General features: G+C 70.2%; 22 protein-coding genes and 1 pseudogene. 16 read left to right on the top strand and 7 right to left on the bottom strand.

Features of this window, described 5'->3' with window-relative positions; translation table 11 throughout:
• Positions 1-16: 16 nt before the first annotated feature.
• The 3 genes from ACZ6Z4_RS24420 (at position 17) to ACZ6Z4_RS24430 (ending at position 3,103) form a co-directional block, all read left to right on the top strand.
• Positions 17-1,309, top strand: a complete 1,293-nt coding sequence (locus ACZ6Z4_RS24420) for an ABC transporter substrate-binding protein (protein ID WP_465568824.1) — start codon at positions 17-19, stop codon at positions 1,307-1,309.
• Positions 1,310-1,313: 4 nt separating this feature from the next.
• On the top strand, positions 1,314-2,192 hold the full coding sequence (locus ACZ6Z4_RS24425) for a carbohydrate ABC transporter permease (protein ID WP_363665202.1): 879 nt from the start codon (positions 1,314-1,316) through the stop codon (positions 2,190-2,192).
• An 89-nt stretch (positions 2,193-2,281) separates the two neighbouring features.
• A complete protein-coding gene (locus tag ACZ6Z4_RS24430) occupies positions 2,282-3,103 on the top strand; it encodes a carbohydrate ABC transporter permease (protein ID WP_465569269.1) in 822 nt (273 codons plus the stop codon).
• A gap of 52 nt (positions 3,104-3,155) precedes the next feature.
• On the opposite strand, the gene ACZ6Z4_RS24435 is transcribed toward ACZ6Z4_RS24430, so the two are convergent.
• A complete protein-coding gene (locus ACZ6Z4_RS24435) occupies positions 3,156-3,575 on the bottom strand; it encodes a DUF1844 domain-containing protein (RefSeq protein WP_465568827.1) in 420 nt (139 codons plus the stop codon).
• A gap of 300 nt (positions 3,576-3,875) precedes the next feature.
• Between ACZ6Z4_RS24435 and infC the strand changes: the two genes are divergently transcribed.
• The 5 genes from infC to ACZ6Z4_RS24460 all read left to right on the top strand — a co-directional run bounded on the left by infC (position 3,876) and on the right by ACZ6Z4_RS24460 (position 7,108).
• Positions 3,876-4,598, top strand: a complete 723-nt coding sequence (gene infC, locus ACZ6Z4_RS24440) for a translation initiation factor IF-3 (RefSeq protein ID WP_465568829.1) — start codon at positions 3,876-3,878, stop codon at positions 4,596-4,598.
• A gap of 76 nt (positions 4,599-4,674) precedes the next feature.
• Positions 4,675-4,869: a 50S ribosomal protein L35 gene (gene rpmI, locus ACZ6Z4_RS24445; protein ID WP_344180008.1), complete on the top strand. Its 195-nt coding sequence runs from the start codon at positions 4,675-4,677 to the stop codon at positions 4,867-4,869.
• A 78-nt stretch (positions 4,870-4,947) separates the two neighbouring features.
• Positions 4,948-5,334, top strand: a complete 387-nt coding sequence (rplT, locus tag ACZ6Z4_RS24450) for a 50S ribosomal protein L20 (RefSeq protein WP_184797282.1) — start codon at positions 4,948-4,950, stop codon at positions 5,332-5,334.
• Between the two features lie 29 nt (positions 5,335-5,363).
• Positions 5,364-6,176 carry a TrmH family RNA methyltransferase gene (locus tag ACZ6Z4_RS24455; RefSeq protein WP_465568831.1) on the top strand — a complete coding sequence of 271 codons (813 nt, stop codon included), beginning with the start codon at positions 5,364-5,366 and terminating at the stop codon, positions 6,174-6,176.
• Complete coding sequence (locus tag ACZ6Z4_RS24460; protein ID WP_465568834.1) at positions 6,173-7,108, top strand: CehA/McbA family metallohydrolase; 936 nt, start codon at positions 6,173-6,175, stop codon at positions 7,106-7,108. Before ACZ6Z4_RS24455 ends, ACZ6Z4_RS24460 begins: the two co-directional genes overlap by 4 nt.
• On the opposite strand, the gene ACZ6Z4_RS24465 is transcribed toward ACZ6Z4_RS24460, so the two are convergent.
• Positions 7,098-7,799, bottom strand: a complete 702-nt coding sequence (locus ACZ6Z4_RS24465) for a TetR/AcrR family transcriptional regulator C-terminal domain-containing protein (RefSeq protein WP_465568836.1) — start codon at positions 7,797-7,799, stop codon at positions 7,098-7,100. The genes ACZ6Z4_RS24460 and ACZ6Z4_RS24465 overlap by 11 nt on opposite strands.
• Before the next feature lie 55 nt (positions 7,800-7,854).
• Between ACZ6Z4_RS24465 and ACZ6Z4_RS24470 the strand changes: the two genes are divergently transcribed.
• Positions 7,855-9,405, top strand: a complete 1,551-nt coding sequence (locus ACZ6Z4_RS24470) for an MFS transporter (protein WP_465568838.1) — start codon at positions 7,855-7,857, stop codon at positions 9,403-9,405.
• On the opposite strand, the gene ACZ6Z4_RS24475 is transcribed toward ACZ6Z4_RS24470, so the two are convergent.
• Positions 9,313-9,906, bottom strand: coding sequence for a vitamin K epoxide reductase family protein (locus tag ACZ6Z4_RS24475; RefSeq protein WP_465568839.1), 594 nt, complete (start codon positions 9,904-9,906; stop codon positions 9,313-9,315). The genes ACZ6Z4_RS24470 and ACZ6Z4_RS24475 overlap by 93 nt on opposite strands.
• Positions 9,907-10,059: 153 nt before the next feature.
• Here ACZ6Z4_RS24475 and pheS point away from each other — a divergent pair, with 153 nt between their 5' ends.
• The 5 genes from pheS to ACZ6Z4_RS24500 all read left to right on the top strand — a co-directional run bounded on the left by pheS (position 10,060) and on the right by ACZ6Z4_RS24500 (position 18,707).
• Positions 10,060-11,169 carry a phenylalanine--tRNA ligase subunit alpha gene (gene pheS, locus ACZ6Z4_RS24480; protein WP_363665194.1) on the top strand — a complete coding sequence of 370 codons (1,110 nt, stop codon included), beginning with the start codon at positions 10,060-10,062 and terminating at the stop codon, positions 11,167-11,169.
• Positions 11,169-13,718: a phenylalanine--tRNA ligase subunit beta gene (pheT, locus tag ACZ6Z4_RS24485; protein WP_465568841.1), complete on the top strand. Its 2,550-nt coding sequence runs from the start codon at positions 11,169-11,171 to the stop codon at positions 13,716-13,718. Before pheS ends, pheT begins: the two co-directional genes overlap by 1 nt.
• Before the next feature lie 34 nt (positions 13,719-13,752).
• Positions 13,753-15,279, top strand: a complete 1,527-nt coding sequence (locus ACZ6Z4_RS24490) for a gamma-glutamyltransferase (RefSeq protein ID WP_465568843.1) — start codon at positions 13,753-13,755, stop codon at positions 15,277-15,279.
• A gap of 135 nt (positions 15,280-15,414) precedes the next feature.
• Entirely contained in the window at positions 15,415-16,395 is a 981-nt protein-coding gene (locus ACZ6Z4_RS24495; RefSeq protein WP_465568846.1) for a glycosyltransferase family 2 protein, read from the top strand.
• A gap of 50 nt (positions 16,396-16,445) precedes the next feature.
• Positions 16,446-18,707 (top strand): hypothetical protein, encoded by a 2,262-nt coding sequence (locus ACZ6Z4_RS24500; protein ID WP_465568848.1) that lies wholly within the window; start codon positions 16,446-16,448, stop codon positions 18,705-18,707.
• 191 nt (positions 18,708-18,898) lie between these two features.
• Here ACZ6Z4_RS24500 and ACZ6Z4_RS24505 read toward each other — a convergent pair whose 3' ends face one another.
• Both ACZ6Z4_RS24505 and ACZ6Z4_RS24510 read right to left on the bottom strand, forming a co-directional pair.
• Positions 18,899-19,048, bottom strand: a complete 150-nt coding sequence (locus ACZ6Z4_RS24505; protein ID WP_465568850.1) for a hypothetical protein — start codon at positions 19,046-19,048, stop codon at positions 18,899-18,901.
• Positions 19,049-19,306: 258 nt separating this feature from the next.
• Positions 19,307-19,819 (bottom strand): hypothetical protein, encoded by a 513-nt coding sequence (locus ACZ6Z4_RS24510; protein WP_465568852.1) that lies wholly within the window; start codon positions 19,817-19,819, stop codon positions 19,307-19,309.
• Here ACZ6Z4_RS24510 and ACZ6Z4_RS24515 point away from each other — a divergent pair.
• Positions 19,710-20,939: pseudogene (locus ACZ6Z4_RS24515) on the top strand (Ig-like domain-containing protein); the annotation flags it as partial. The gene ACZ6Z4_RS24510 and the pseudogene ACZ6Z4_RS24515 overlap by 110 nt on opposite strands.
• A gap of 2 nt (positions 20,940-20,941) precedes the next feature.
• Here ACZ6Z4_RS24515 and ACZ6Z4_RS24520 read toward each other — a convergent pair.
• Positions 20,942-21,088, bottom strand: coding sequence for a hypothetical protein (locus ACZ6Z4_RS24520; protein ID WP_465568853.1), 147 nt, complete (start codon positions 21,086-21,088; stop codon positions 20,942-20,944).
• A gap of 182 nt (positions 21,089-21,270) precedes the next feature.
• Here ACZ6Z4_RS24520 and ACZ6Z4_RS24525 point away from each other — a divergent pair, with 182 nt between their 5' ends.
• On the top strand, positions 21,271-24,711 hold the full coding sequence (locus ACZ6Z4_RS24525; RefSeq protein WP_465568854.1) for an Ig-like domain-containing protein: 3,441 nt from the start codon (positions 21,271-21,273) through the stop codon (positions 24,709-24,711).
• Here the strand turns inward: ACZ6Z4_RS24525 and ACZ6Z4_RS24530 are convergent.
• Positions 24,688-25,290 (bottom strand): dihydrofolate reductase family protein, encoded by a 603-nt coding sequence (locus ACZ6Z4_RS24530; protein ID WP_465568855.1) that lies wholly within the window; start codon positions 25,288-25,290, stop codon positions 24,688-24,690. The two genes, ACZ6Z4_RS24525 and ACZ6Z4_RS24530, sit on opposite strands and share 24 nt — an antisense overlap.
• Positions 25,291-25,330: the final 40 nt, after the last annotated feature.

Consider the following 25,330-nt stretch of genomic DNA (forward strand, 5'->3'; position numbering starts at 1 on the left):
ACCACAGGAGAATTCCATGCCCAGTCGTCGTTTCGCCCCGGTGGCAGCACTCGCCGTCGCCGCGCTCACCCTGGCCGGCTGCGGCCTCGGATCCTCGGAGGAGTCCTCGTCCGGCGCCCAGCCGACCGTCGACGCGAACGCGAAGGTGACCGGTGAGGTCAGCTTCCAGACCTGGGCGCTGAAGCCGAAGTTCACGACGTACGTCGAGGGCGTGATCAAGGACTTCGAGGCCAAGTACCCCGGCACCAAGGTGACCTGGCTGGACCAGCCCGGTGACGGCTACGACAAGAAGGTGCTCAGCCAGGCCTCGGCCGGCCAGCTGCCCGACGTGACCAACCTGCCGCCGGAGTTCGCGCTGCCGCTGGCCAAGCAGAGCCTGCTGCTCGACGTCGCCGCGGCCGACCCGGCGGTGAAGACCGACTACGTCGAGGGCGGCGTCTCGGCGTACCAGTACCAGGGTGTCGAGGGCACCTTCGGCTACCCGTGGTACCTGAACACCGACATCGACTACTGGAACGCCACCAAGTTCGCCGCGGCCGGTCTGGACGCGAAGAACCCGCCGAAGACCTTCGACGAGCTGCTCGCGGCCGCGAAGGTGATGCACGACAAGTCCGGCGGCAAGGAGTACCTGATGAGCCGGCTGCCCGGCATCGGCGACTTCACCAACGCGGGCGTCAAGATCCTCAGCGACGACGGCAAGAAGTTCACCTTCAACACCCCCGAGGCCGTCGCCCTGCTGGACAAGTACCGCGACGCCTACAAGAACGGGTACCTGCCGCGCGACATCCTGACCCAGGAGTACCTGGGCAACTCCAAGCTCTTCACCCAGGGCAAGGTCGCCTGGACCACCGGTGGCGGCAACGCGATCGTCGACTTCCAGAAGGACAACCCGTCGCTGAAGGGCAAGGTCGTCCCGTCGCCGGCCCTGGACACCCCGCCGCTGTACGTGCAGGGGCTGTCGGTCTCGGCCAAGTCGAAGAACCAGGCCGCCGCGATCGCACTGGCCAAGTTCGTCACCAACGCCGAGAACCAGGCCGCGTTCGCCAAGATCGTGAACATCTTCCCGTCCACCAAGGCGTCCGCGAACGACCCGTACTTCTCCAAGTCCGACGGTACGCCGGAGAGCGACGCCAAGGTGCTCGCGTTCGAGTCGCTGGCCAAGGCCAAGTCGCTGCAGCCGGCCGTGATCAGCGGCGCCACCAACGACTTCATCAACCAGCAGATCTCGCTGGCGATCTCGGGCAAGGTGACCTCGCAGAAGGCGCTGGACGCCGCGGTCGCCAAGGCCGACCAGCTGCTGGCCCAGTAACGCGATGCGCTACCACCGGTGGTTCTCCCCGTGGGTGCTGGTCGTCCCGGCACTCGCCTGGTTGCTGGTGTTCAACCTGTGGCCGTCGATCAACACCGTGATCCTGTCGTTCACCAACGCCAGGCCGATCGGCGGCGGGACCTTCGTCGGGCTGAAGAACTTCGAGGCCCTGCTGCACGACGAGCAGCTGCGCTGGGCGTTGCTGAACAGCATCGTGTACATGATCGTCTGCCTGCCGTTCCTGACGATCGTGCCGCTCGCGCTGGCGGTCCTGGTGGAGAAGAAGCTGCCCGGGATCACGTTCTTCCGGACCGCCTTCTACACCCCGGTGGTGGCGTCCGCGGTCGTCGTCGCGCTGATCTGGCAGTGGATCCTCGACGACCGCGGCCTGGTCAACGGGATGGCCGAGAAGCTCGGCGTCATCTCCGGGCCGCTGCCGTTCCTGTCCGACCAGTGGCTGCTGCTGTTCAGCGCGATCAGCCTGACCATTTGGAAGGGGCTCGGCTACTACATGATCATCTACCTGGCCGCGCTCGGGAACGTCGGCCGTGAGCTGCACGAGGCGGCCGCGGTCGACGGCGCGAGTGCCTTCCGGCGCTTCACCAACATCACGATCCCAGGTGTGCGCGGCACGATGATCCTGATCGCGATCCTGATCTCGGTGTCGGCGCTGCGGGTCTTCTCCGAGCTGTTCATCCTCAGCGGCGGCAACGGCGGACCGGGCGGTCGCGACTCGTCGGTGGTGATGCTGATCCAGCAGTACAGCCAGGGCTTCGAGGGCAACCTCGGCTACGCCTCGGCGCTGTCGATCGTGCTGTTCTTCGTCACCGTCGTCCCGATGCTGGCCTTGGCCCGGCTCAACCGGAAGGCGGCCGACGCATGAGTGTCGTCACCGATCCCGCGCGGCCGGTCACCGTACCGGACCAACCCGGTACGCCGGTACGCAAGCGCGGCACGTTCAGCTTCAACGCGATGTCGCCGACCGAGAAGGCGGTCCGCTACGTCCTGCTCGTGTTCGTGCTGCTGATCACGATCGGGCCGTTCCTGTGGCAGCTGTCGACGTCGCTGAAGGGCTCCGGCGAGGACATCTACACCCGGATCCCACGGCTGCTGCCGGCCCAGCCGACGCTCGACCACTACGGCGCGGTGGCCGACACCATCCCGGTCTGGGACTACATGCGCAACTCGCTGCAGGTCGCCGTACTGGTTGTCGGAGGCAACATCATCGGCTCGTCGCTGGCCGGTTTCGCGCTGTCCCGGCTGCAGTTCCGGGGCCGCAAGCTCGTCCTCGGGCTGTTCCTGGCGACGCTGGTGCTGCCGGGTGAGGTGACGATCATCAGCCAGTACGTGACGGTCCGCGAGTTCGGCCTCGCGAACACGCTGTTCGGCGTCGCGCTGCCCGGGATGATCGGCGCGCTGAACGTGCTGCTGATGTACAACGCGTTCCGCTCGCTGCCGATCGAGGTCGACCAGGCCGCGATCGTCGACGGCGCCAACGTCTGGCAACGCTTCCGCTACATCGCGCTGCCGAGTGTCCGCGGCACGATCAGCGTGGTCGCGATCTTCGCCTTCATCGGCGCCTGGGACGACTTCCTCTGGCCGCTGATCGTGCTGACTGATCCAGACAAGTACACGCTGACGGTCGGTCTCCAGTACCTGTCGGGCACCTTCAGCAACAACCCCCGCCTGATCGCGGCGGGCACGATGATCGCGTTCATCCCGATCGTGATCGTCTTCGCCACCCTCCAGCGCTTCTTCTTCAAGGGCGTCGAGGAAGGCGCAGTGAAGGGCTAGTACGCCGTACTGCCGACAGCCCCGGTCGCTCGCGCGGCCGGGGCTGTTGTGCTCAGCGGCGGCGCGACGCCTTCGGGTGGACCTCGCCGGTGTACTTCTCGCCGGGGCCCGCGCCGGGCTCGTCGGGGATGGTGGAGGCTTCCTTGAAGGCGAGCTGCAGGGAGCGCAGGCCGTCGCGCAGGGGAGCGGCGTGGTGGTGGCCGAGGCTCGGGGCGGAGGCGTCGAGCAGGCCGGCCAGGGCGTCGATCAGGGAGCGGGCCTCGTCCAGGTCCTGGTGGTCGGGCAGGTCCTCGGCCAGGCCGAGGTTCACCGCGGCGGCGCTCATCAGGTGCAGTGCCGCGGTCGAGATGATCTCCACGCTCGGGACCTCCGCGATGTCGCGGGAGACGGTCGACATCGGGTCCACCCGGGACTCCTCCACGGCGGGGGAGTCGGTGGCTGCGTCGGGCGAAGTGGAGATCGGGTCGGTCATGCTGCTACTCTTGCATGGCGACCGACCCGGTCCGACGGTGACCCCTGAGCGGAATACTCAGAGCGATCCAGCGGTTCAGGTCTAAGCGGAGGGCCACCTCCCACCCAGTCGACGAAGAGTCGGCGGGTCCCGGTCACGCCGAGGTCCCGGCTTCACCGCCGGAGCACCATCGGCGATCGTACGGCGTACCACCCCGCAGGCCGGGGCTGGCGGGCCGTCGATCTGGGAATTGGGCCTTCGTGTGGATCGCGCACGGAGGCCTTCGTCGTTCCTGGCGGAAGTCCCCGGGGCGATCAGCAGGTGGCACCAGTTTCGAACAACCCAGGAGGACCCATCACCATTGAACTGCGCGTCAACGAGCGCATCCGCGTTCCCGAGGTGCGTCTGGTCGGACCGAACGGTGAGCAGGTAGGCATCGTCCGGATCGAAGACGCTCTTCGGTTGGCACAGGAAGCCGATCTCGACCTGGTCGAGGTTGCGGCCACGGCACGCCCGCCGGTCTGCAAGCTGATGGATTTCGGCAAGTACAAGTACGAGACCGCGCAGAAGGCGCGCGAGTCCCGCCGGAACCAGACCAACACCGTCATCAAAGAGATGAAGCTGCGGCCGAAGATCGACCCGCACGACTACGAGACCAAGAAGGGTCACGTCGTCCGCTTCCTCCGTGCCGGTGACAAGGTGAAGATCACGATCATGTTCCGTGGTCGCGAGCAGTCCCGCCCCGAGCTGGGGTTCCGGCTGCTGCAGCGGCTGGCCGAAGACGTCACCGAGCTCGGCTTCGTCGAGTCCTCGCCGCGTCAGGACGGCCGGAACATGATCATGGTGCTCGGACCGCACAAGAAGAAGTCCGAGGCGCGCGTGGACGTGGAAGCCGAGAAGGCCAAGAAGGTCGCCGAGCGCGAGGCCGAGCAGGAAGCCGAGCGCGTCGAACGCGCCGAGCAGGTCCAGCAGCACGAGGCCGAGCGCGCCGCCGGCGCCACCAAGAAGCCGAAGGGTCCGGCCGACAACCTCGACCCGGAGTGATCCGTCGCTCCGGCCCTCGCGGGTCGGAGCCGGTCCACCGGATCGAGTCAACGAAGAAACGAGAGAGCAAACAGCCATGCCGAAGATGAAGACCCACTCGGGGATGAAGAAGCGCGTCCGGGTGACCGGTTCGGGCAAGATCCGCCGCGAGCAGACCGGTGTCCGCCACCTCGCCGAGGCGAAGTCGTCCAAGCGCAAGCGCCGCCTGTCCGGCACCGTCGAGGTCGCGCCGTCGTACGTCAAGAAGGCCAAGAAGCTCCTCGGTATCTGAGTCCTTCTTCCCCACCCCCGAACATCCCCGCCGAGTGGATCGACTTCTCCGGCGCAGAAATACAAGGAGTAACACCTCATGGCACGCGTGAAGCGGGCAGTCAACGCCCACAAGAAGCGCCGGGTCGTCCTCGAGCAGGCCAGCGGCTACCGCGGTCAGCGCTCGCGCCTGTACCGCAAGGCCAAGGAGCAGGTCACCCACTCGCTCGTCTACGCCTACCGTGACCGCAAGGCGCGCAAGGGCGACTTCCGCAAGCTGTGGATCCAGCGGATCAACGCGGCGACCCGCGCGGAGGGCCTGACCTACAACCGGTTCATCCAGGGCCTGCGGCTGGCCGAGGTCGAGGTCGACCGCAAGATCCTGGCCGACCTGGCCGTCAACGACCCGGCCGCGTTCAGCGCGCTGGTCGTCGTGGCCAAGGCTGCCCTGCCGGCGGACGTCAACGCGCCGTCGACCGCGGCCTGAGCATCACCGCTCCCAGTAGTAGCACTCGAGTGGCGAGCCCTGGTCTGCTGACCGCACAGTCCGTGCGGATCAAGCAGGCCCGCAGGCTCGCCACTCGCGCGTTCCGGCGCAAGACCGGACGCTTCCTCGTCGAGGGCCCGCAGGCCGTCCGCGAGGCGCTCGAGCACCGCGAGCTCGTCATCGAGGTGTACGCCGAGCCCGACGTCGCCACCCGGCACCGCGACCTGCGGGACCTGGCGACGGTCGCCGGCGTGCCCTGGTTCGAGGTGAACCGGGCCGGTGTCGAGGCGCTCAGCGAGACCGTCACGTCCCAGGGCGTGGTCGCCGTGTGCTCGCTGGTCGACGTGTCGCTCGACGACGCCGTACGGCGTACGGCGTCGCTGGTGGCCGTCGGCGTGCAGGTCCGCGACCCGGGCAACGTCGGCACCCTGATCCGCACCGCCGACGCGGCCGGCGCGGACGCCGTCGTGCTGTCCGCGGAGTCCGTGGACCCGCACAACCCGAAGGCTGTCCGGGCGAGCGTCGGCAGCTTGTTCCACGTACCGATCTCGCTCGACGTGGAGGTCCCGGCCGCCGCGAAGGCGTGGCGCGAGCAGGGCATCCAGGTCCTGGCCGCCGACGGCTACGGCAGCTTCGACCTCGACGAGTGCATCGACGACGGCACGCTGGCCAAGCCGACGGTCTGGCTGTTCGGCAACGAGGCGCACGGCCTGCCCGACGGCTACGACGCGATCGTCGACCGCTCGGTGAAGGTCCCGATCTACGGCCGCGCCGAGAGCCTCAACCTCGCCACGGCCGCCGCCGTCTGCCTGTACGCCTCGGCCCGCGCCCAGCGCCGGTGAGCTCCGCTGCAGGCGAGCCCTCGGCGTCCGCCTCGGGTCTCCCGTTCGACCTGGCCGGCCGGTTCTGGCGCGGCAACCTGCACACCCACTCGAACCGCTCCGACGGCGCGCTCACGCCGTACGAGACCGCGCAGGTCTACCGCGACGCCGGCTACGACTTCGTCGCCATCACCGATCACTTCCGCGCCGAGTACGACTACCCGGTGACAGACACCCGGGACCTCCGCGCGGACACATTCACCACCCTGATCGGCGCCGAGCTGCACGCACCACGTACCGAGGCCGGTCCGCAGTGGCACATCGTCGCTGCCGGCCTCCCGCTCGACTTCGCGCCGCCGATCAAGGGTGAGACCGGTCCCGAGATCGCCCGCCGCGCTCGCGACGCCGGCGCCTTCGTCGGCCTGGCCCACCCCGCGGCTTCGCTCCTGACCGCCGACGACGCCGTCAGTCTCGACGCCGCGCACGCCGTCGAGGTCTACAACGCCCTCGCCGACCGCGAGAACCGCGGCGACAGCTGGCACCTCACCGACGTCCTCCTCAACCGCGGCCACCGCCTCACGACGTACGCCGCGGACGACGCGCACCTGCAACCCCAGGACCCGCCGCCCTGCCAGGCCTGGGTGCACGTCCGCGCCGAGTCTCTCGACCCGGCAAGCCTCTTGACCGCGTTGAAAGCCGGCCACTACTACTCCAGCACCGGCCCCGAGCTGTACGACGTACGTCTCGAGGACGACCACGTCGTCGTCAGCTGCTCACCCGCCACCAAGATTCTGCTCACCGGCGGCCACCCCGGCGCCGATGTCGTCCAAGGCACCGACCTGACCGAGTGCGCCCTGCCCCTGAAGCTCTTCCGTGGCCTGCACTGCCGCGTCACCGTCGAGGACGCCAACGGCCGCAGAGCCTGGACGAACCCGATCCACCTCAGCGCGTGAGGCGCTTCTCCAGACCGTCGAGCAGGCTGTCGAGGCCGTAGGAGAACTGTTCGTTCTGGAGGCGTTCGGCGTCCAGGACCCGGCGGCGGTCGATCGAGTCGCGCATCTCCTGGTGGCCGGTGGTGACCTGGTCGGCTTCCTTCAGGACGACGGCTTTCCACTCGTCCTCGGTGGTGCCGGCCCGGCGTAGCGAGGCGCGCCAGGCCGCCTGGGAGTTGGCGTTGCCGAAGACGAAGGCCAGGACGGCGCCGAGGGCGTAGTCGATCTCGTTGTCGGTGAAGCCGGCGGCCTCGAACAGGGCGAGTCCCCTCGAGCCCATCTTCACGGCGTTCGGGCCGATGCTCGGCCGGATGTAGATGACCTCGGGGATCCAGCCGTGCCGCAGGACCGCGGCGCGCAGGTTGTGCGCGAGCAGCAGGACGCCGGCCCGCCAGCCGGCCAGGTCGGCGTCGGGGACGTCGATCTCGCCGTACACCTCGTCGATGACCAGGTCGAGCAGGTCGTCCTTGGTCTGCACGTGCCAGTACAGGCTGGTCGCGCCCGAGTCGAGGCGGGCGGCGAGCTTGCGCATGCTCAGGCCGGCCGCGCCGTCGGTGTCGAGGAGCTCCATGGTCGCCTTGACGATCTGGTCGCGGCTCAGGGTCTCGCGGGCCGGCGCGGCGGTCCGTTGCCGGGTCCAGATCGATTCCATGGCGCCCAGTCTAATCCGACTCGCACACTGTTCTAGTTCGTCGTACAGTGTGCGAGTGACTAGTACATCGTTCGAGTGGAGCCAGACGGGGCACCCCCGGCGCTGGTGGATCCTGCTGATTCTGTGTCTGAGCGTGATGGTGCTGGTGGTCGACAACACCGTCCTGAACCTGGCCATCCCGTCGCTGATGCGCGACCTGTCCGCCACCCCGGCCGACGTGCAGTGGATCATCGACGCCTACATCCTGGCGTTCGCCGGCCTGCTGCTGACCGCCGGAAGCCTGTCCGACCGGTTCGGCCGGCGCCGGATGCTGATCATCGGGCTGGTGGTCTTCGGTGCCGCGTCGGTGCTGGCCACTCTCGCGACCAACCCGTGGCAGCTGATCGCCTGTCGTGGGCTGATGGGCGTCGGCGGGTCGCTGCTGATGCCGAGCACGCTGTCGCTGCTGTTCACGGTCTTCCCGCCGCAGGAACAGCGCAAGGCGATGGCCGCCTGGTCGACGGTCGCGATGGTCGGCGTGGTCGCCGGTCCGACCATCGGTGGTGTCCTGCTCGAGCACTTCTGGTGGGGCTCGATCTTCCTGATCAACCTGCCGATCGCGGTGCTCGCGATCGCCGGCACGATCGCGCTGATCCCGGAGTCGAAGGGCCCGGCCCGCGCGGTCGACCCGCTCGGCGCGCTGCTGTCGGTGGTCGGGATGTCGGCCGTGGTGTGGGCGATCATCTCGATCCCGGTCGACGGTCTCGGCTCGGGTCGCGTCCTCGGCGGCCTCGCCATCGGCGTCGTCGCGCTGATCGCCTTTGCCTGGTGGGAAAGGCGCACCCCGCACCCGATGGTCCCGCTGCAGCTCTTCCGGGACCGCAACTTCAGCGGCACCAGCCTCTCGATCGTGCTGCTGTCGTTCACCGCGGGCGGCCTGTTGCTCGCGCTCACGCAGTACCTGCAGTTCGTGCTGGCCTACAGCCCGCTGAAGGCCGGTCTCGCCCTGATCCCGTACGCCGTCTCGGCGATGCTGTTCAACGGCATCGGCGCGACGCTCGGCAAGAAGTTCGCCGACCGGACCCTGATCGCGAGCGGGCTGGTGGTGATCGCGGCCGGGTTCGGCATCCTCACGCAGGTCACCACGGGCACGGGGTACGGGCTGCTGATCGTCGGCCTGATGGTGATGGGCATCGGCGGCGGCTTGGCCGGTCCGGCGGCGTACACGCTGCTCATGCAGGCGGTCCCGGCCGAGCACCGCGGCGTCGGGTCGGCGATGAACGACACCGTGCAGCAGACCGGCGCCGCGCTGTCGGTCGCCGTACTGGGCAGCGTCCTCGCGGCGGCGTACTCGGCTGCTCTGCCCGACGACGTCCCGGCGCGGGACTCGATCGCGGAGACGCTGGCGCTGGGCGGTCAGTACGTCGAGGTCGCGCGCGAGGCGTTCACCGACGCGATGTCGATCGCCATGACCGCGGGCCTGGTCGGCGCTGCCGCCGGTGCATTGGTGGCGCTGTTCGTGCTGCCGCGCAGGTCAGCCGTTGCCGAGCCAGAAGCGGGTCAGGATGATGCCGGTGACGAACAGGGCCCAGGCCCCGATCACGACCGCGTGGTAGCCGCTGAGTGAGCGGACCCAGCGGGTGTCGCGGAAGTTGTGCAGGGTGACGTACCAGAACGTCGGGATCGTCACCGCCCACACGACCATGCAGTACGGGCACAGCGCGCCGATCGAGTAGATGCTCTGGTAGATCAGCCAGTGGATCAGTACGGCGGCCGCCGTCACGCCGACCTGCAGGCCGAGCCAGATCCAGCGCGGGAACCGGACACCGCTGACCAGCAGCACGCCGAGGGTCGTGACGATCGCGAAGCCGCCGATGCCGAGCAGCGGGTTCGGGAAACCGAACAGCGCGGCCTGCGGGGTCGACATCACCGAGCCGCAGGACAGCACCGAGTTGATGCTGCAGCTCGGCGTGTAGTTCGGGTCGGTGAGCACGTGGAACTTCTCCACGGTCAGCACGAACGCGGCCAGGAACCCGATCGCTCCGCCGGCGGCGAGCAGCCAGCGCAGCGCCGGCGGGGTGTCGGATCCGGGCTCGGTGGCGGTCGTGGTGAGGTCGGCGCTCGTCATACGGGACTGCTTTCGGCTCGGCTGCTGGGCAGGCGGGTAGTCGGCGGGTGACGCTCCGATTGTGCCCGCTGTGGACAACCGATTCACGCTCCGGCGCCGCGGGTTCCTAGACTGCCAGCAGCAGGTTAGGAATCAGCGACCCGAGAGTGAGCCATGTCCGGTCCCAACAAGAACTACGACCCCGTCGAGGTGACTCCGTTGCACGCCGACGTGGTCGAACGGACGCGGGACGAGGCCCTCGACGCCTTCCGGACCGCGGCCGACCTGGCGGCGCTGCAGGAGGCCAAGCTGGCCCACCTCGGCGAGCGGTCCCCGATCGCGCTGGCCAACCGCGAGATCGGCGCGCTGCCGCCGCAGGGCCGCAAGGAGGCCGGCCAGCGGATCGGCTCGGCCCGCAAGCTGATCACCGACGCGTACGCCGGCCGCCTGGCCGTGCTCGAGGCCGAGCACGAGGAGCGGATGCTGGCCACCGAGCAGGTCGACGTGACGCTGCCGTGGACCAGCCCGCAGCCCGGCGCGCGGCACCCGCTGTCGCTGATCTCCGAGCAGATCGCCGACGTCTTCACCGCGCTCGGCTGGGACGTCGCCGAAGGCCCCGAGGTCGAGGCCGAGTGGCTGAACTTCGACGCCCTGAATTTCCAGCCCGACCACCCGGCGCGGCAGATGCAGGACACCTTCTTCGTCGAGCCGGCCGGCTCCGGGACGGTCCTGCGCACCCACACCTCGCCGGTGCAGGCCCGCTCGATGCTGACCCGCAAGCCGCCGATCTACGTGATCTGCCCGGGCCGCGTGTTCCGCACCGACGAGCTGGACGCGACGCACACGCCGGTCTTCTACCAGGTCGAGGGCCTGGTCGTGGACGAGGGCATCACGCTCGCCCACCTGAAGGGCACGCTGGACCACTTCGTCGTGTCGATGTTCGGCGAGGGCCTGGAGGCCCGGCTGCGGCCGAACTTCTTCCCGTTCACCGAGCCGTCGGCCGAGGTCGACCTGCTCTGCTTCGTCTGCCGCGGCGCCTCGGTCGGCAACCCCGACCGCCCGTGCCGGACCTGCGGCAGCGAGGGCTGGATCGAGTGGGGCGGCTGCGGCGTGGTCAACCCGCGGGTCCTGCAGGCCTGCGGGATCGACCCGGAGCGGTACTCGGGCTTCGCGTTCGGGATGGGCCTGGAGCGGACGCTGATGTTCCGCAACGGGGTGCAGGACATGCGGGACATGGTCGAGGGTGACGTGCGGTTCAGCCGCCAGTTCGGGATGGAGATCTGATGCGGGTCCCACTGTCGTGGCTTCGTGAGTACGCCGAGCTGCCGGAGGGTGTCACCGGTCGCGAGGTCGGCGAGAAGCTGGTCCGGGCCGGGCTCGAGGTGGAGACCGTCGTCGAGTCCGACCTGACCGGCCCGCTGGTGGTCGGCAAGGTGCTGAGCTACGAGCCGGAGCCGCAGAAGAACGGCAAGACCATCCGCTGGTGCTCGCTCGACATCGGCAAGGACGAGCCGCAGTGGGTCGTCTGCGGTGCGAGCAACTTCGAGGTCGGCGACCTGGTCGTGGTCGTGCTGCCGGGCGCGGTGCTGCCCGGCGGGTTCGCGATCTCGGCGCGCAAGACCTACGGGCACGTCTCCTCGGGGATGATCTGCTCCAGCTCCGAGCTGGGTCTCGGCGACGACGGCACGCACGGCATCGTGGTGCTGCAGCCGGGCGAGGCGACGCCGGGCGACGACGCGATCGAGCTGCTGTCGCTGCGCGACGACGTGCTCGACATCGCCGTCACGCCCGACCGCGGGTACTGCCTGTCGATCCGCGGGATGGCCCGCGAGGCCGCGACGGCGTACGGGGTGGAGCTGAAGGACCCGGCCGCGCTGGCGCTGAACGGGTCGGGTGACGGTGGTTACCCGGTGCGCGTCGACGACGCGGACGGGTGCAGCGTGTTCGTCACCCGGACGGTGACCGGGATCGACCCGAAGGCGCCGTCGCCGCGCTGGCTGCAGCAGCGGCTGGTCGCGTCGGGGATGCGGCCGATCTCGATCGGGGTCGACGTCACCAACTACGTGATGCTCGAGCTCGGCCAGCCGATCCACGGGTACGACAAGGACCGGCTGAGCGGCGAGATCGTCGTCCGCCGGGCGACGGCCGGCGAGAAGCTGATGACGCTCGACGACCAGACCCGCGAGCTGGACCCCGAGGACCTGCTGATCACCGACGACTCCGGCCCGATCGGCATCGCCGGTGTGATGGGCGGCGCGTCGACGGAGATCTCCGACTCGACCACCGACGTGGTGATCGAGGCCGCGCACTTCGACCCGATCGTGATCGCCCGGGCGTCGCGACGGCACAAGCTGTCGTCGGAGGCGTCCCGGCGCTTCGAGCGCGAGGTCGACCCGGAGCTTCCGCGGTACGCCGCGCAGCGCGTCGCTGATCTGCTGGCCGAGCTGGCGGGCGGGACGATCGTTGCCGACGAGACGCTGATCGACACGCACCCGGCGTCGCCTTCGGTGACCTTCCGGGCCGACCATGCGGCGCGGGTCGCGGGGGCGGCGATCACGGTCGAGGAGAGCACGCGGCACTTGGAGTCGGTCGGGTGCGAGGTTGCGGCAGCTGGTGCTGACGCCGTACCGGCTGCGTTTGCTGTTGGTGCGAAGGATTCTTCGGCCGAGCTGGTGACGGTGACGCCGCCGTCGTGGCGGCCGGATCTGCGGGACCCCAACGACTTCGCCGAAGAGGTCATCCGGCTGTTCGGATTCGACAACGTGCCGTCGGTGCTGCCGCCGGCTCCGGGTGGCCAGGGCCTGACGGTGTCGCAGCGGCGGCGTCGGCGGGTTGCCACGGCGCTCGTCGGTGCTGGGCTGACGGAGGTCGTGTCCTACCCGTTCGTCGGGGACGCGGACTTCGACGCGATGGGGCTGGCCGCCGACGACGCACGGCGTACGACGGTGAAGCTGGTCAACCCGTTGTCCGACGAGGAGCCGTCGATGCAGACGTCGCTCCTGCCGACGCTGCTCCGCACCGCCGAGCGCAACGTCGGGCGCGGGTCGACGGATCTCGCGATCTTCCAGACCGGGCTGGTCTTCCTCCCGAAGGCCGACGCGAAGGCGGCGCCGCTGCCGTCGGTCGCGCAGCGGCCGAGCGAGGACGAGCTGCAGGCCCTGTACGCCGCGCTGCCGGAGCAGCCGCTGCACATCGGGGTCGTGCTGACCGGCGCGCGGACGCCGACCGGTTGGTGGGGCAAGGGCGAGCAGGTCAGCTGGGCCGACGCCGTGCAGGTCGCCCGCGCGATCGCGACATCGATCGGCGTCGAGGTCGACGTCCGCAACGCGGAGCGCGCGCCGTGGCACCCCGGTCGCTGCGCCGAGCTGTCGATCGCGACGACGGGCTCCGCCGAGGCCGGGCGCACGGTGATCGGGTACGCCGGCGAGCTGCACCCGAAGGTGTGCCAGGCGTTCGGTCTGCCGAAGCGGTCGAGCGCGGTCGAGCTCGACCTGGACGCGCTGATCGCGGCCGGGCCGGCGTCGGTGACGGCGCAGCCGTTCTCGTCGTACCCGGTGGCCAAGGAGGACGTGGCGCTGATCGTCGCGGCCGACGTACCGGCGGCCGATGTCGAGGCCGCGCTGGTCGAGGGTGCCGGCGAGCTGCTGGAGTCGATCCGGTTGTTCGACGTGTACACGGGCGAGCAGATCGGCGAAGGCAAGAAGTCGCTCGCCTTCGCGCTCCGCTTCCGCGCCGCGGACCGGACGCTGAAGGAGAACGAGGTCGCCGACACCCGTCAGGCGGCGGTGCAGGTCGCCGTCGACCGCTTCGACGCCGTGCAGCGCGTCGGCTGACAACAACACGAAGATGAAAAGTTCGCATCCCCGCGTGGCAGTCGCAGCTCCCAACAAGGCTGCGGCTGACGCGGGTGTGCGGGTTGCTGCTGAAGGCGGGAACGCGGTGGATGCCGCGATCGCCGCCACGCTCGTCACGATGGTGAACGAGATCGGGGTCGTCTCGCCGGCCTCCGGTGGGTTCGTCACCCTGCAGGTCGCGGGCGGCGAGCCGGTGACCATCGACGGCTGGGTGGAGATGCCCGGGCGCGGCCTGCCGGACGAGCGGTTCGGGCGGGGGATCTGGGACGTGACCACCGACTACGGCGGTGGGACGACGACCACCGTCGGGCACGGATCGGTCGCGACACCGGGCGGGATGAAGGCGCTCGACCTCGCCCACCGGCGCTCGGGCAAAGCGCCCTGGCGCGAGGTCGTCAGGCCTGCGATCGAGGTCGCCCGGGAAGGGTTCACGCTGAGCCGCACCTCCGGGTACTACCTCGGCTACACCCACGACATCATCTTCGGCTGGCACCAGCCGAGCCACGGGGTCGTGCACGACGGCGACGGCGAGGTGATCAAGGCGGGCAGCACCGTCGTGATCCCCGAGCTCGCGGCGGCGCTGGAGCTGATCGCGGCCGAGGGCGCCGAGACCATGTACACCGGCGAGCTCGCGCGCCTGCTCGTGCACGACATGCACGCCAACGACGGCATCCTGACCGCCGAGGACTTGGCGGCGTACGAGGCGATCGTCCGCCCGGCGCTGGTCGTCAAGCAGAACGGCTGGAGTCTCGCGACCAACCCACCGCCGGCCGTCGGCGGGGTCGCGGTCGCCGCGATGCTGGCGCTGCTCGACGGCGTACCGGTGCAGGGCGGGTGGAACCCGGCCGAGCTCGAGCGCCTGGTCGAGGTCCAACAAGCCGTGTTCGGTCGGCGCCTGGCCGAGCTCGACGAGGAGGACGTGCGCCGCCTCGAAGGCCAGAAGCTGCTCGACCTCGCGTCGGCCGGCGATCTCCGCGCGCTGACCTCACCCAGTACGGCGACGGTCTCGGTCGTCGACGACGAGGGCGACGCCTGCGCCATCACGGTCTCGTCCGGCTACGGCTCCGGCGTGATGACCCCCGGAACCGGCATCTGGCTGAACAACGCGCTCGGTGAGCAGGAGCTGCTGGCCGGCGGCCCGCACAGCCTCGCGCCCGGCACCCGGCTCACCTCGAACATGGCGCCGAGCGTCGCCCGTCGCGACCGCGACGGCGCGGTGCTCGCGATCAGCTCGCCGGGCTCGGACCGGATCCCGACCGCGATCGCTCAGACCTACGCGCTCTACACCCACGGCGGGCTGCCGCTCGACGAGGCGGTCGAGCACCCGCGGCTGCACGTCCGGGTCCGCGCGGACGTCGTCGTCGACTACGAGGACGACCTCGAGGTCACCGGCGCGACCACCAGCCTGCCGATCCGCCCGATGCCGCCGCACTCGATGTACTTCGGCGGTGTCGCGGCCGCGTTCTGGGACCCGGAGACCGGCCTGCAGGCGGTCGGTGATCCGCGCCGGACCGGTGCCGTCGCGGTCTCGGAGTCGTGACTTCGGCGCGAGACACGCCGACGGGTGTCACGAATCACCTGCAAGTAGCTGCCAATTCCCTGACGGAAGCATCTTTTTCTCATCTTCGGACGTTCTTATCTGATGTGAACAGAATTCTGCTGGGGGGTGGCACCGATGGGCGCGCAGGTTCCTGACCTGTCCGTCGTCGTGCCGATGTACGACGAGCAAGAGGTGCTGCCGATCTTCTTCGACCGGATGCGCCCGCTGCTGGACGGTCTCGGCGTCAGCTACGAGCTCCTCGTCGTCGACGACGGCAGCCGCGACGACACCGCGGCGATGCTGCTCGCGGCAGCGGCCGACTGGCCGCAGCTGCGGCTGGTCCGCCTGCTCCGCAACTCCGGCCACCAGGCGGCCATCTCGGCCGGCTTCCGGCGGGCCCGCGGCAACCATCTGGTCACCATCGACGCCGACCTGCAGGACCCGCCCGAGGTGATCGCCGAGCTGCTGGCGACCGCGCGGGACAAGGACGTCGACGTCGTGTACGGCGTCCGCTCGGACCGCTCCAGCGACAGCTGGGCCAAACGCACCACGGCGCGGATGTACTACCGCTTGATGTGCCGGCTGGTCGGCAAGGACATTCCGTTCGACGCCGCCGATTTCCGGCTGGTCTCGCGCCGGGTGGTGGACGCCGTGAATGCGCTGCCCGAGGACGGGCGGGTGTTCCGGCTGGTGATTCCGTGGCTCGGATTCCCGAGCGCCGAGGTCGCGTACGTGCGCGCCGAACGCGCCGCGGGTGTCACGAAGTACAACCTGCGCAAGATGCTCCGGCTCGCGTTCGACAGCGTGACCGCGTTCTCGGCCGCGCCGCTGCGGCTCGCGACCTGGCTCGGCCTGTTCGGTGGGCTGCTGTCGGTGGCGTTCGTGATCGGTGCGCTGGTGATCAAGCTGACCGGCCAGAGCATTCCCGGCTGGACGTCGACGGTGCTGGCCGTCGCGGTGATCGGCGCGATCCAGCTGCTGTGCCTCGGTCTCCTGGGGGAGTACGTCGCCCGCCTGTTCCAGTCGAGTCAGAAACGACCACAGTTCCTGGTCGGCTACGACAGCCTGGACGACGCCGGCCACCAGGTCCTGGAACGCGAACCAGCAAGAACTTGACCCTCGTCGACCTTCCGCCCGCCGGTCTGACGGAACGCCCCGCCCGACCGATGACCCGGCTGCTGCCGTGGTTGCTTCCGCTGGTCGTCGCAGTCGTCGGCCTGCTGTCGGTCGACGTACCGGTCACTGCGATCCTCCGGTACGCCGTCTACTTCGCCGCCGGCGTGGCCCTGCCCGGTGTGCTCCTGCTGCGTGCTCTCTGGCGCAGCACCGGCAACTGGGCCGAGGACCTCGGCCTCGGCGCTGTCGTCGGCCTCACCTATCAGCTGCTCGGCTGGGCCCTGTTCACCCTGGTCGGCTGGCAGCAGGCCCTGGTGGTCTGGCCGGTGCTGCTGCTCGCGCTGTTCGCCGCCGTACCGGGGCTGCGCAGGCACTGGCGGATCGCCGAGCCCAAGCCGCTCCCGCTGACCTGGACGTGGGGGTTGGCTGCAGCCGCAGCAGTCATGCTCGGCGGCGCGACATTCGGCGTCTACGCGTACCACCCGATGCCCCCAGCCGGTACGGCGTACTACCCGGACCTGCTGTTCCACCTGTCGATGGTGAACGAGCTGACCCGGTCAGTGCCGCCGCAGCTGCCGCAGGTGGCCGGGCTCCAGCTGGACTACCACTGGTTCGCCAACGCCGACATGGCCGGTGCGGTCGACATCACCCGGCTGTCGCCGATCCTGGTGCTCTACCGGCTCTGGCTGCTGCCGCTGCTCGTCGTGGGTCTCCTGGTCTTCGCCACTCTGGCCCGCACGGTCAGCCGCGCCTGGTGGACCGGTGTGCTCGTCGCGGTCGCCGTGGCCGCGCCGCAGCTCGCGCTGTTGATCGACAACGGTGTGGACCTCGCGCCGCCGTTCAGCCTGATCAGCCCGTCGCAGACCTTCGGCATGCTCGCCGGTACGGCGGCCGCCGTGTTCCTCGTCGAGCTGCTCTTCCGTGGCCGGCAGCCGAAAGGCCTGTGGGTGCTGGCCTTCTCGGTCGCCGTCGTCGGCGGCGGCTCCAAGCCCACGATCCTGCCGATCCTCGTCGGCGCGGTCGGCCTGTCCGCTCTCTTCGTCCTGATCCGCGACCGCAAGCTGCCGCTGCGCTTCGTCGCAGCGGGCGCCGTACTGGTCGCCTCTGCCGTCGGCACGCTGCTGACCGTTGCCGGAAGCACCAGCGGCTCCGGTCTCCAGTTGCTCGCCATCGTCAAGCTGCAGGCCGGCTACCGAGCAGCAACCGGCGACGCGACTCCAGCCGGTGGCGGCGGGCTCATCCTCCCCGCACTCACCTCCGGCCGCTTCCTGTCGATCGTCGGCGCACTGGTCGTGCTCGCACTGATGCTGATCGCCCAGTCGGTCGCGCTGGCCGGCTACGGCCTGCTCGGACGCCGTGAGCTCAGACAGGATCCGCTCGGCTGGTTCCTGCTCGGTGGGCTGGTCGCCGGCTGGGCCGCGTACCTCCTGGTCGATCACCCGTCCGCCAGCGAGTCGTACTTCGTCCGCAGCGTCGTCCCGATCAGCCTGGCCGCGATCGCCTGGCTGGCCGCGCTCGGGTTCAAGCAGGTCGAGGACCGACGACGGGCAGCGATCACCGTCGGAGTGCTGGCTGCCGGACTCGGCTTCGTCTACGCGGCCGCGCTCCACCTGTCCAAGACCCGACCGACCGGCGAACAGCTTGACCGGGTCGTCCTGGTCGCCCGACCGCTGATCGCGGTCTTCGCGATCACCGTCGTGCTGACACTCCTCTGGCCGGTCGCCGCCAAGCGACTAGCCGGCTTGGCCGGGCTCGGGGGAGTGGTTGTCCTGGCAACGATCCTCGCGATTCCCGCGGCCGGCACGCTCGCCATCGGCGTCCGGGCGTCGGCGAGCGACCAGGCCAAGTCGTTCACCTCCGCCCAGTGGCGGGTGCACCCCGACGAAGCCCGGGCCGCGCTCTGGCTGGCCCGCAACTCGCGCCCTGACGACGTCGTCGCGACCAACACCTGGTGCCGTCCGGCCGGGCCGCAACGACCGGGCTGCGACGCGCGCGGCTACATCGTCAGCGGCATCGCCGGCCGCCGGGCGCTGATCGAGGGCTGGGCCTACACCGGCCAGGCGATGAGCAGGCAGGGCGTCGGCGGCAAGCGCTACACCAACCAGCCGTCGCCGTGGCCCGACCGCGTCCAGCTGACCAATCAGGCGCTCGACGCCCCGACGCCGGAGGTCCTGCGCCGTCTCCGTGATCAGTACTCCGTGCGCTGGCTGTACGCCGACCTGTACGACGGCCCGGTGTCCCCGCGGCTGGCGCACCTGGCCCACCTCAGACATCGCGAGCAGCACGTCCAGATTTACGAACTGAGGCGATGATTCCCGCGTAACATCTACTCCGCGTGGAGCGTTGTCTCTGCGCTGGCCCGTTTCGCCCCGGTGCCAACGCGATGCAGGACGTGCGTCATGGGGAGGGGCGGAAGAGTGGGCAGGACCTGGGGGCGAACCCGGCCGGTACTGGCGGTTCTGCTGATCCTTGCTGTGCTCCTGGCCGGTACGCCGGCCGCCGGCTACCAGGTGCCCTCGGCACCGTTCACCCAGGCCGCCACGGCGACCGCCACGATGCCTGGCTCGGGCCTGACCCAGACCATCGCCGTCACCGGCCGCACCGAGTTGCTCGACGCAACGACCGCCGGCGTCCGCGGCCTCGCCGCGAGCACCTACCAGCCCGCCGTCGCCTCGACGACCCCCGCGCAGGACCTGCTCGTCAACACCGGCGACTGCGCCGCGGTCGGTAGCTGCGGCAACCGTGGCACGCTGACGATCACGTTCTCCCAGCCGGTCCGCAACCCGGTCCTGCACTTCGCCGGGATCGGCGGCTCGTCGACGCAGTCCGTGAACGGTCAGCCGCGCGGCCAGTCCGAGCTGCACACGGTGCTCAAGCTCGGCACCCCCGGACTCAGTCTGCGCAAGGTCGGTCAGGGCAACAATCTCGCCGTCACCAGCGACACGGTCACCGCGGCCAACCACGATGCCGGCCCGAACTGCGTGAACACCGACACCGGTGACGGCCTCGACGCCAGCGCGACCGCCGCCTGCGGCTCGGTCCAGGTGAACGGTGTCGCCACCACGCTCAGCTTCGACCTGACCGCGGTCTTCACCAAGCACCCGAAGCTCCCGGCGTTCAACACCAAGAGTTCGGCCGACGCGTTCTCGGTGGTCGCCTCGGTCGGTGAGGACTTCGGCGACGCCGCCGCGTCGTACGGCGCGGCCTGGTCGGTGCTCAGCGACCTGCGGATCGGCGCCGACGCGACCGAGGACAACGCGACCACCGCCAACGCGACGACCGGTCCGGCGACCGCCGACCAGGGCGACGACGGCGTGACTTTCGGCCCGCTGCTCACCAGCGCGACGTCGTACGCCGTACCGGTCGCGCTGACCGGTGCCTCGAAGCCGGGCCAGGTCTGCGGCTGGATCGACCTCGACCGCAACGGCAGCTTCGCGGCCGCCGAGCGGGCCTGCTCGACGTTCGCGGCCGGGCAGGGCGAGACGACGCTGAGCTGGGCGAAGTTCGCCGAGCTCGGCCCGGCCGGGCCGACGACCGCGCGGATCCGCGCCGGCTACTCGTCGGCCCAGGTCGGGAAACCGACCGGTGCCACCGACTCCGGCGAGGTCGAGGACTACGCGCTGACGATCGTGCCGCCGCCTCCGCCGGTCGCCGTCGACGACACCGTCGGTACGCCGTACGACACCGGTGTCACGACCGACGTGCTGCGCAACGACAAGGCCGGCGACCCGAGCACGCCGCTGCAGCCGAGCTCGCTGTGCCTGGTCGACGGGACAGCCTGTCGCCAGATGCTCAACGTGGTCGGCCGCGGCAAGTACGTCGCCAAGCCGGACGGCCGGATCGACTTCGACCCGGTGCCGGGTTTCGTCGGCGTCGCCGAGCCGGTCACCTACCGCGTTGCCGACAGCAACGGTGCCAAGGCCACCGCGCGGCTGATCGTCACCGTCGCGCTGCCGGCCAAGCCGGTCGCCGCTCCGGACACCGCGACCACCGCGCAGAACGTCAGCCTCGGGATCACCCCGCTGGCCAACGACCAGGCCGCGCCCGGCGTCAGCCTCGATCCGAAGACGGTCGAGCTGCGCGACCCGGCCGGTGGCACCGCACAGGCCGACCCGGCGTTCAAGAAGAAGGTCGTCGTCCCGAACCAGGGCAGCTACACGGTCAAACCGGACGGCGGCGTCGACTTCGTCCCGCTGCCGCGGTTCACCGGCGTCGCGACCACGATCGGGTACCGGGTCGCCGACAGCACCGGCCAGCTCACCGAGTCGACGCTGGCCGTCACGGTCACGCCGGTCGTCCCGAAGGCGCTCGGCGACTCGGTGAGTACGCCGTTCGACACCAACGCCGTGGTTGCGGTGCTCGACAACGACCTGGCGGGCTCGCCGGACGCACCGCTCGACCCGGCCTCACTGGCCCTCGTCGACCCGAAGACCGGCAAGCTGGTGAACAAGGTTGTGCTCGCGCGCCAGGGCGAGTTCCAGGTCGCCGACGGCAAGATCGTGTTCGCGCCGGCGACCGGGTTCCAGGGCAGCACGACCCCGCTCGGCTACCAGGTGCTCGACAAGAACGGGACCGCCGCCCGCGCACAGCTCGTGGTCAGCGTCGACGCTCCCGGGCCGCCGGTGGCGAACCCGGACACCCTGACCACGCTGCAGGGCACCCCGGCGTACGCGTCGGTGCTGTCCAACGACAAGCCCGGTCCGACCGGCGCGGAGCTCGATCCCGAGAGCGTGCGGCTGGTCCCGGCCGGGCGGGCCGAGCCGGGGACCTCGCTGGTCGTGCCGGGACAGGGCAAGTACTCGACGCGGTCGGACGGCCGGATCCTGTTCGAGCCGCTGCCCGCTCCACGGCCAGGCGACCCCGGTCCGGTACCAGGTGGCCGACGGCAACAAAGCGGTCGGCGCGGCGACGCTGAGCGTCGAGGTGACCCGGGTGCAGCCCGACGCCACCGACGACACCGCCAGTACGGCGTACGACACGAACGTGACGGTCCGCGTGCTGGCCAACGACACCGCGGGCGACCCGGCGCTGCCGCTGGTCCCGACGACGCTGCGGCTGATCGACCCGGTCGGCGAGGTGCCGCGCCAGGTGGTCGTGGTCGACGGCGAGGCGACCTTCACCGCCAAGCCGGACGGCACCGTCGAGGTCGACCCGCTGCCGTCGTTCACCGGCGTCCTGACGTCGCTGGCGTACACGGTGCTCGACGTGAACGGGACGCCCGCGGGGGCGGCGCTGACCGTCACGATCGCGAAACCGCCACCGCCGGTCGCGAAACCCGACACCGGCCGGACGGCGCAGGACGTCCCGCTCCGGATCGATGCCCTGGCCAACGATCTCGCCGGCGAGGGGACCGGGCTCGACCCGCTCAGCGTGGTCCTGATCGACCCGGCCGACGGGTCGCTGCGCAAGGCGGTGACCGTCCCGGGGCAGGGGCGGTGGAGCGTCGACCCGCTGGGGACGGTCGAGTTCGACCCGGTCCCGGCGTACACGGGGACGGCGACGACGCTGACCTACCGGGTGTCGGACTGGTTCGACCAGGCGGCGCGGTCGACGATCGCGGTGACCGTGACGCCGGTGACGCCGGTCGCGACCGACGACAGCGCGGCGACGCCGTACGACGTGACGGCGACGGTGCGCGTGCTGGCCAACGACAAGGCCGGGGACGTGACGGCGCCGCTGCTTCCTGGGAGTCTGCGGCTCGAGGACCCGGCGGACGGGGTGTTCAAGCCGTCGGTGAGTGTGCAGGGGCAGGGGGTGTACACCGCGCGGGGTGGTGCGGTGGTGTTCGACCCGGCCGTCGGGTTCAGCGGGTCGGCGAACGACCTGACCTATCAGGTTGCCGACGACAACGGGACGCTCGCGACCGCGGTCGTGCGGATCACTGTCGGTGCGCCACCGGTCGCACGGCCGGACACGGCGTCGACGCTGCAGGACGTGACGGTCATGGTGAACGTGCTGAGCAACGACAGCCCGGGGACGGACGCGAAGCTCGATCCGGCGTCGGTCGTACTCAGTGGTGAGCGGACTTCGTCGGGGAAGACGCTGACGGTGGCTGGGCAGGGGACGTACACCGTGCAGGACAGCGGCGCGGTGCAGTTCGACCCACTGCCCACGTTCCGCGGCAAGGGCAAGCCGATCACCTATCGCGTTGCCGATAGCAACAAGTCGACAGCGACCGCGACGCTGCTGCTGAGCACGACGCCGATCGACCCGTTCACCGTCGACGACTCGGCGATCACGCCGTACAACCAGGCGATCACCGTCGACGTGCTGGCCAACGACAAACCGGGCGATGCGAGCGCGCCGTTGGTACCGGCGAGCCTGCTGCTGAAGGATCCGGCGGACGGCAAGTACCGGGCGACGGTGACGCAGCCGCGCGAGGGCACGTACGTCGCGGACAAGACCGGGCGGGTCACGTTCACGCCGGTGAAGGACTACCAGGGCGTGACGACGCCGGCGACGTACCGGATCACCGACGACAACGGGACGACGGCCGAAGGGCTGCTCTTCCTCACGGTCGGCAAGGGACCGGAGGCGAAGCCGGACAGCGTCACGACCAAGCAGAACGGCGCGGTGACGTTCAACCCGCTGGCCAACGACCTGCCCGGTACGGCGGCCGAGCTGGAGAAGTCGTCGGTGCAGATCTTCGGCACCTCGGCGATCCGGGCCTGGGACCGCAAGGTGACGATCGCCGGACAAGGCACGTTCGAGGCCGACGCGGTGACCGGCGAGATCGAGTTCACGCCGGTGCCGACGTTCAGTGGGCGGAGCGCGATCGGCTACCAGGTCACCGACACGAGCGGGAACAAGGCCGCGTCGACGGCGACCGTGACGGTGAGCCGGATCGAGCCGGTGCTCGTCGACGACACCGCGACGACGGCGTACGACACGGCGATCACGGTGGCTGTGCTCGGCAACGACAAGGCGGGTGACGCGAGCGCGCCGCTGGTGCCGGAATCGGTGCGAGTGGTCGACCCGGCGACCGGTGATCCGGTGTCGTCGCTGCGGGTTGCCGGCCAGGGGATGTGGACGGCGCAACCTGACGGGGGAGTACGGCTGGTGCCGTCGGACGGGCTGACCGGTGCGGCGACTCCGGTGACGTACCAGGTGAGCGACAAGAACGGCAGCACCGGCACGGCGACGCTGACGGTGACGGTCGACGCGCGGCCGGTCGCGCAACCGGACCGGGAGAAGACGAAGCAGGGGCTGCCGGTGGTCTTCGATCCGCTGGCGAACGACAAACCCGGTCCGGGCGCGAAGCTCGATCCGGCGTCGCTGCTGCTGGTCGGGGCTGACGGTGACCTGGTCAAGAAGGTGACGATCCCGGGACAGGGTGCGCTGGTTGTTGCCGACGGCAAGATCACGTTCAGCCCGGCGGCGGCCTTCACGGGGACGAGCAAACCGACGCGGTACGAGGTGAAGGACAGCAACCGGAACGCGGCGCGGTCGACGGTGGCGGTGACGGTGCAGCCGGTGCGGCCGGTCGCCGTCGATGACAGCGCGAGTACGGCGTACGGGAAGATCGTGGTCGTCGCGGTGCTCGACAACGACAAGGCGGGCGATCCGTTGGCGCCGCTCGATCCGGCGTCGGTCGTCGTGCGGGACCCGGCGGACGGCAAGGACAAGAAGACCGTGACGATCCCGGGCGAGGGGTCGTTCACCGTCGCCGCGGACGGGACGGTGGCGTTCAACCCCGCGGGCGGCTTCAGCGGTACGACGCGCGCGGTCGGCTACCGGGTGACCGACAAGAACGGCACCTCGGACACCGCACGCCTGGAGATCACCGTCACCGCGCCACTGACCGCGAAGGCGCTCCCGGATGGCGGGACGTCCACCCCGGGCAACCCGGTCGTCGTCAACCCGCTCCTGAACGACACCGCGACCGAGGGCGCGTCCTGGATCCCCACGACGGTCTGCCTCGCGACCGGGACCGCCACCTGTGTGCGGACCCTCACAAACGCCGCCGGCACCTGGACGGTCCTCCCCGACGGCACGATCCGCCTGATCCCCAACCGCACCTTCAGCGGCATCGCCAAAACCGCCTACCGCGTCACCGACACCGACGCCACCACGGTCGAGTCCCAGCTCAAGATCGTCGTCGGCGGCCAGCCCCCCGCGCAACAACCAACCGGCAGCGGCGACCCGACCGGCAGCGGGGGCCCGACCGGCGGCGGCCCGACCGGCAGCGGGGGCCCGGCCGGCGGCGGCGCCCCGACCGCGGCCCTCCCCGACACCGGCGGCCCGTCCCCCATGCTCCTCACCCTCGGCGCCCTCCTCGCCGCCCTCGGCGTCTCACTCCTCCGCCGCCGAGGCTGACCCCCGCTCTGGACCGGGCCCCACTGAGGAGCGGGGCCCGGTCTGGTAAGTCAGCAGCACCACCCCACCCGCGAACTGCCGCGCCTCCACCAACTCGAACCGCCGCAACGCCCGCCCATCAACAAACAACCGCCGCCCGCGCCCAACCACCACCGGGTAGACAAACAGCCGGTACTCATCTACCAGCCCGAGCTCAGCCAACTCCTGCGCCAGCCCGATACTCCCGGTGAGCACGATGTCCCGCCCCGGCTGCTCCTTGAGCGCAGCCACCTCGTCGAGCCCACGCAGTACGGTCGTCGGCTCCCACCCCGGATCCTGCAGCGTGCTCGACACGACGTACTTCTGCACGGTGTTCAGGTACTCGGTGATCCCGGTCCGGTCGTCGGTCTGCGCCGGCCAGAAGCCGCGCATCGCCTCGAACGTCTCGCGGCCGACGAGGAACGCGTCGGCCGCGGCGCTGTGCTGCCGGCTCGCCTCGAGCAGGTCGCCGGTGTCGTCGGTGTGGACCTGGAACCAGTCCTCGGTCGCCTCGACGACACCGTCGAGGGTGATGTTCTGGGTGACGATGAGATCGCGCATCGCGCAGCTCCTTCGAGTCGGTTGATGCCGGGACGTCGAG

The sequence above is a fragment of the Kribbella sp. NPDC104740 genome, from assembly GCF_055583505.1.

Coding starts and splice junctions, on each gene's coding strand:
- ACZ6Z4_RS24420 (WP_465568824.1), top strand. CDS start 17: ATGCCCAGTCGTCGTTTCGCCCCGGTGGCAGCACTCGCCGTCGCCGCG.
- ACZ6Z4_RS24425 (WP_363665202.1), top strand. CDS start 1,314: ATGCGCTACCACCGGTGGTTCTCCCCGTGGGTGCTGGTCGTCCCGGCA.
- ACZ6Z4_RS24430 (WP_465569269.1), top strand. CDS start 2,282: ATGTCGCCGACCGAGAAGGCGGTCCGCTACGTCCTGCTCGTGTTCGTG.
- ACZ6Z4_RS24435 (WP_465568827.1), bottom strand. CDS start 3,575: ATGACCGACCCGATCTCCACTTCGCCCGACGCAGCCACCGACTCCCCC.
- rpmI (WP_344180008.1), top strand. CDS start 4,675: ATGCCGAAGATGAAGACCCACTCGGGGATGAAGAAGCGCGTCCGGGTG.
- rplT (WP_184797282.1), top strand. CDS start 4,948: ATGGCACGCGTGAAGCGGGCAGTCAACGCCCACAAGAAGCGCCGGGTC.
- ACZ6Z4_RS24465 (WP_465568836.1), bottom strand. CDS start 7,799: ATGGAATCGATCTGGACCCGGCAACGGACCGCCGCGCCGGCCCGCGAG.
- ACZ6Z4_RS24475 (WP_465568839.1), bottom strand. CDS start 9,906: ATGACGAGCGCCGACCTCACCACGACCGCCACCGAGCCCGGATCCGAC.
- pheS (WP_363665194.1), top strand. CDS start 10,060: ATGTCCGGTCCCAACAAGAACTACGACCCCGTCGAGGTGACTCCGTTG.
- pheT (WP_465568841.1), top strand. CDS start 11,169: ATGCGGGTCCCACTGTCGTGGCTTCGTGAGTACGCCGAGCTGCCGGAG.
- ACZ6Z4_RS24495 (WP_465568846.1), top strand. CDS start 15,415: ATGGGCGCGCAGGTTCCTGACCTGTCCGTCGTCGTGCCGATGTACGAC.
- ACZ6Z4_RS24500 (WP_465568848.1), top strand. CDS start 16,446: ATGACCCGGCTGCTGCCGTGGTTGCTTCCGCTGGTCGTCGCAGTCGTC.
- ACZ6Z4_RS24530 (WP_465568855.1), bottom strand. CDS start 25,290: ATGCGCGATCTCATCGTCACCCAGAACATCACCCTCGACGGTGTCGTC.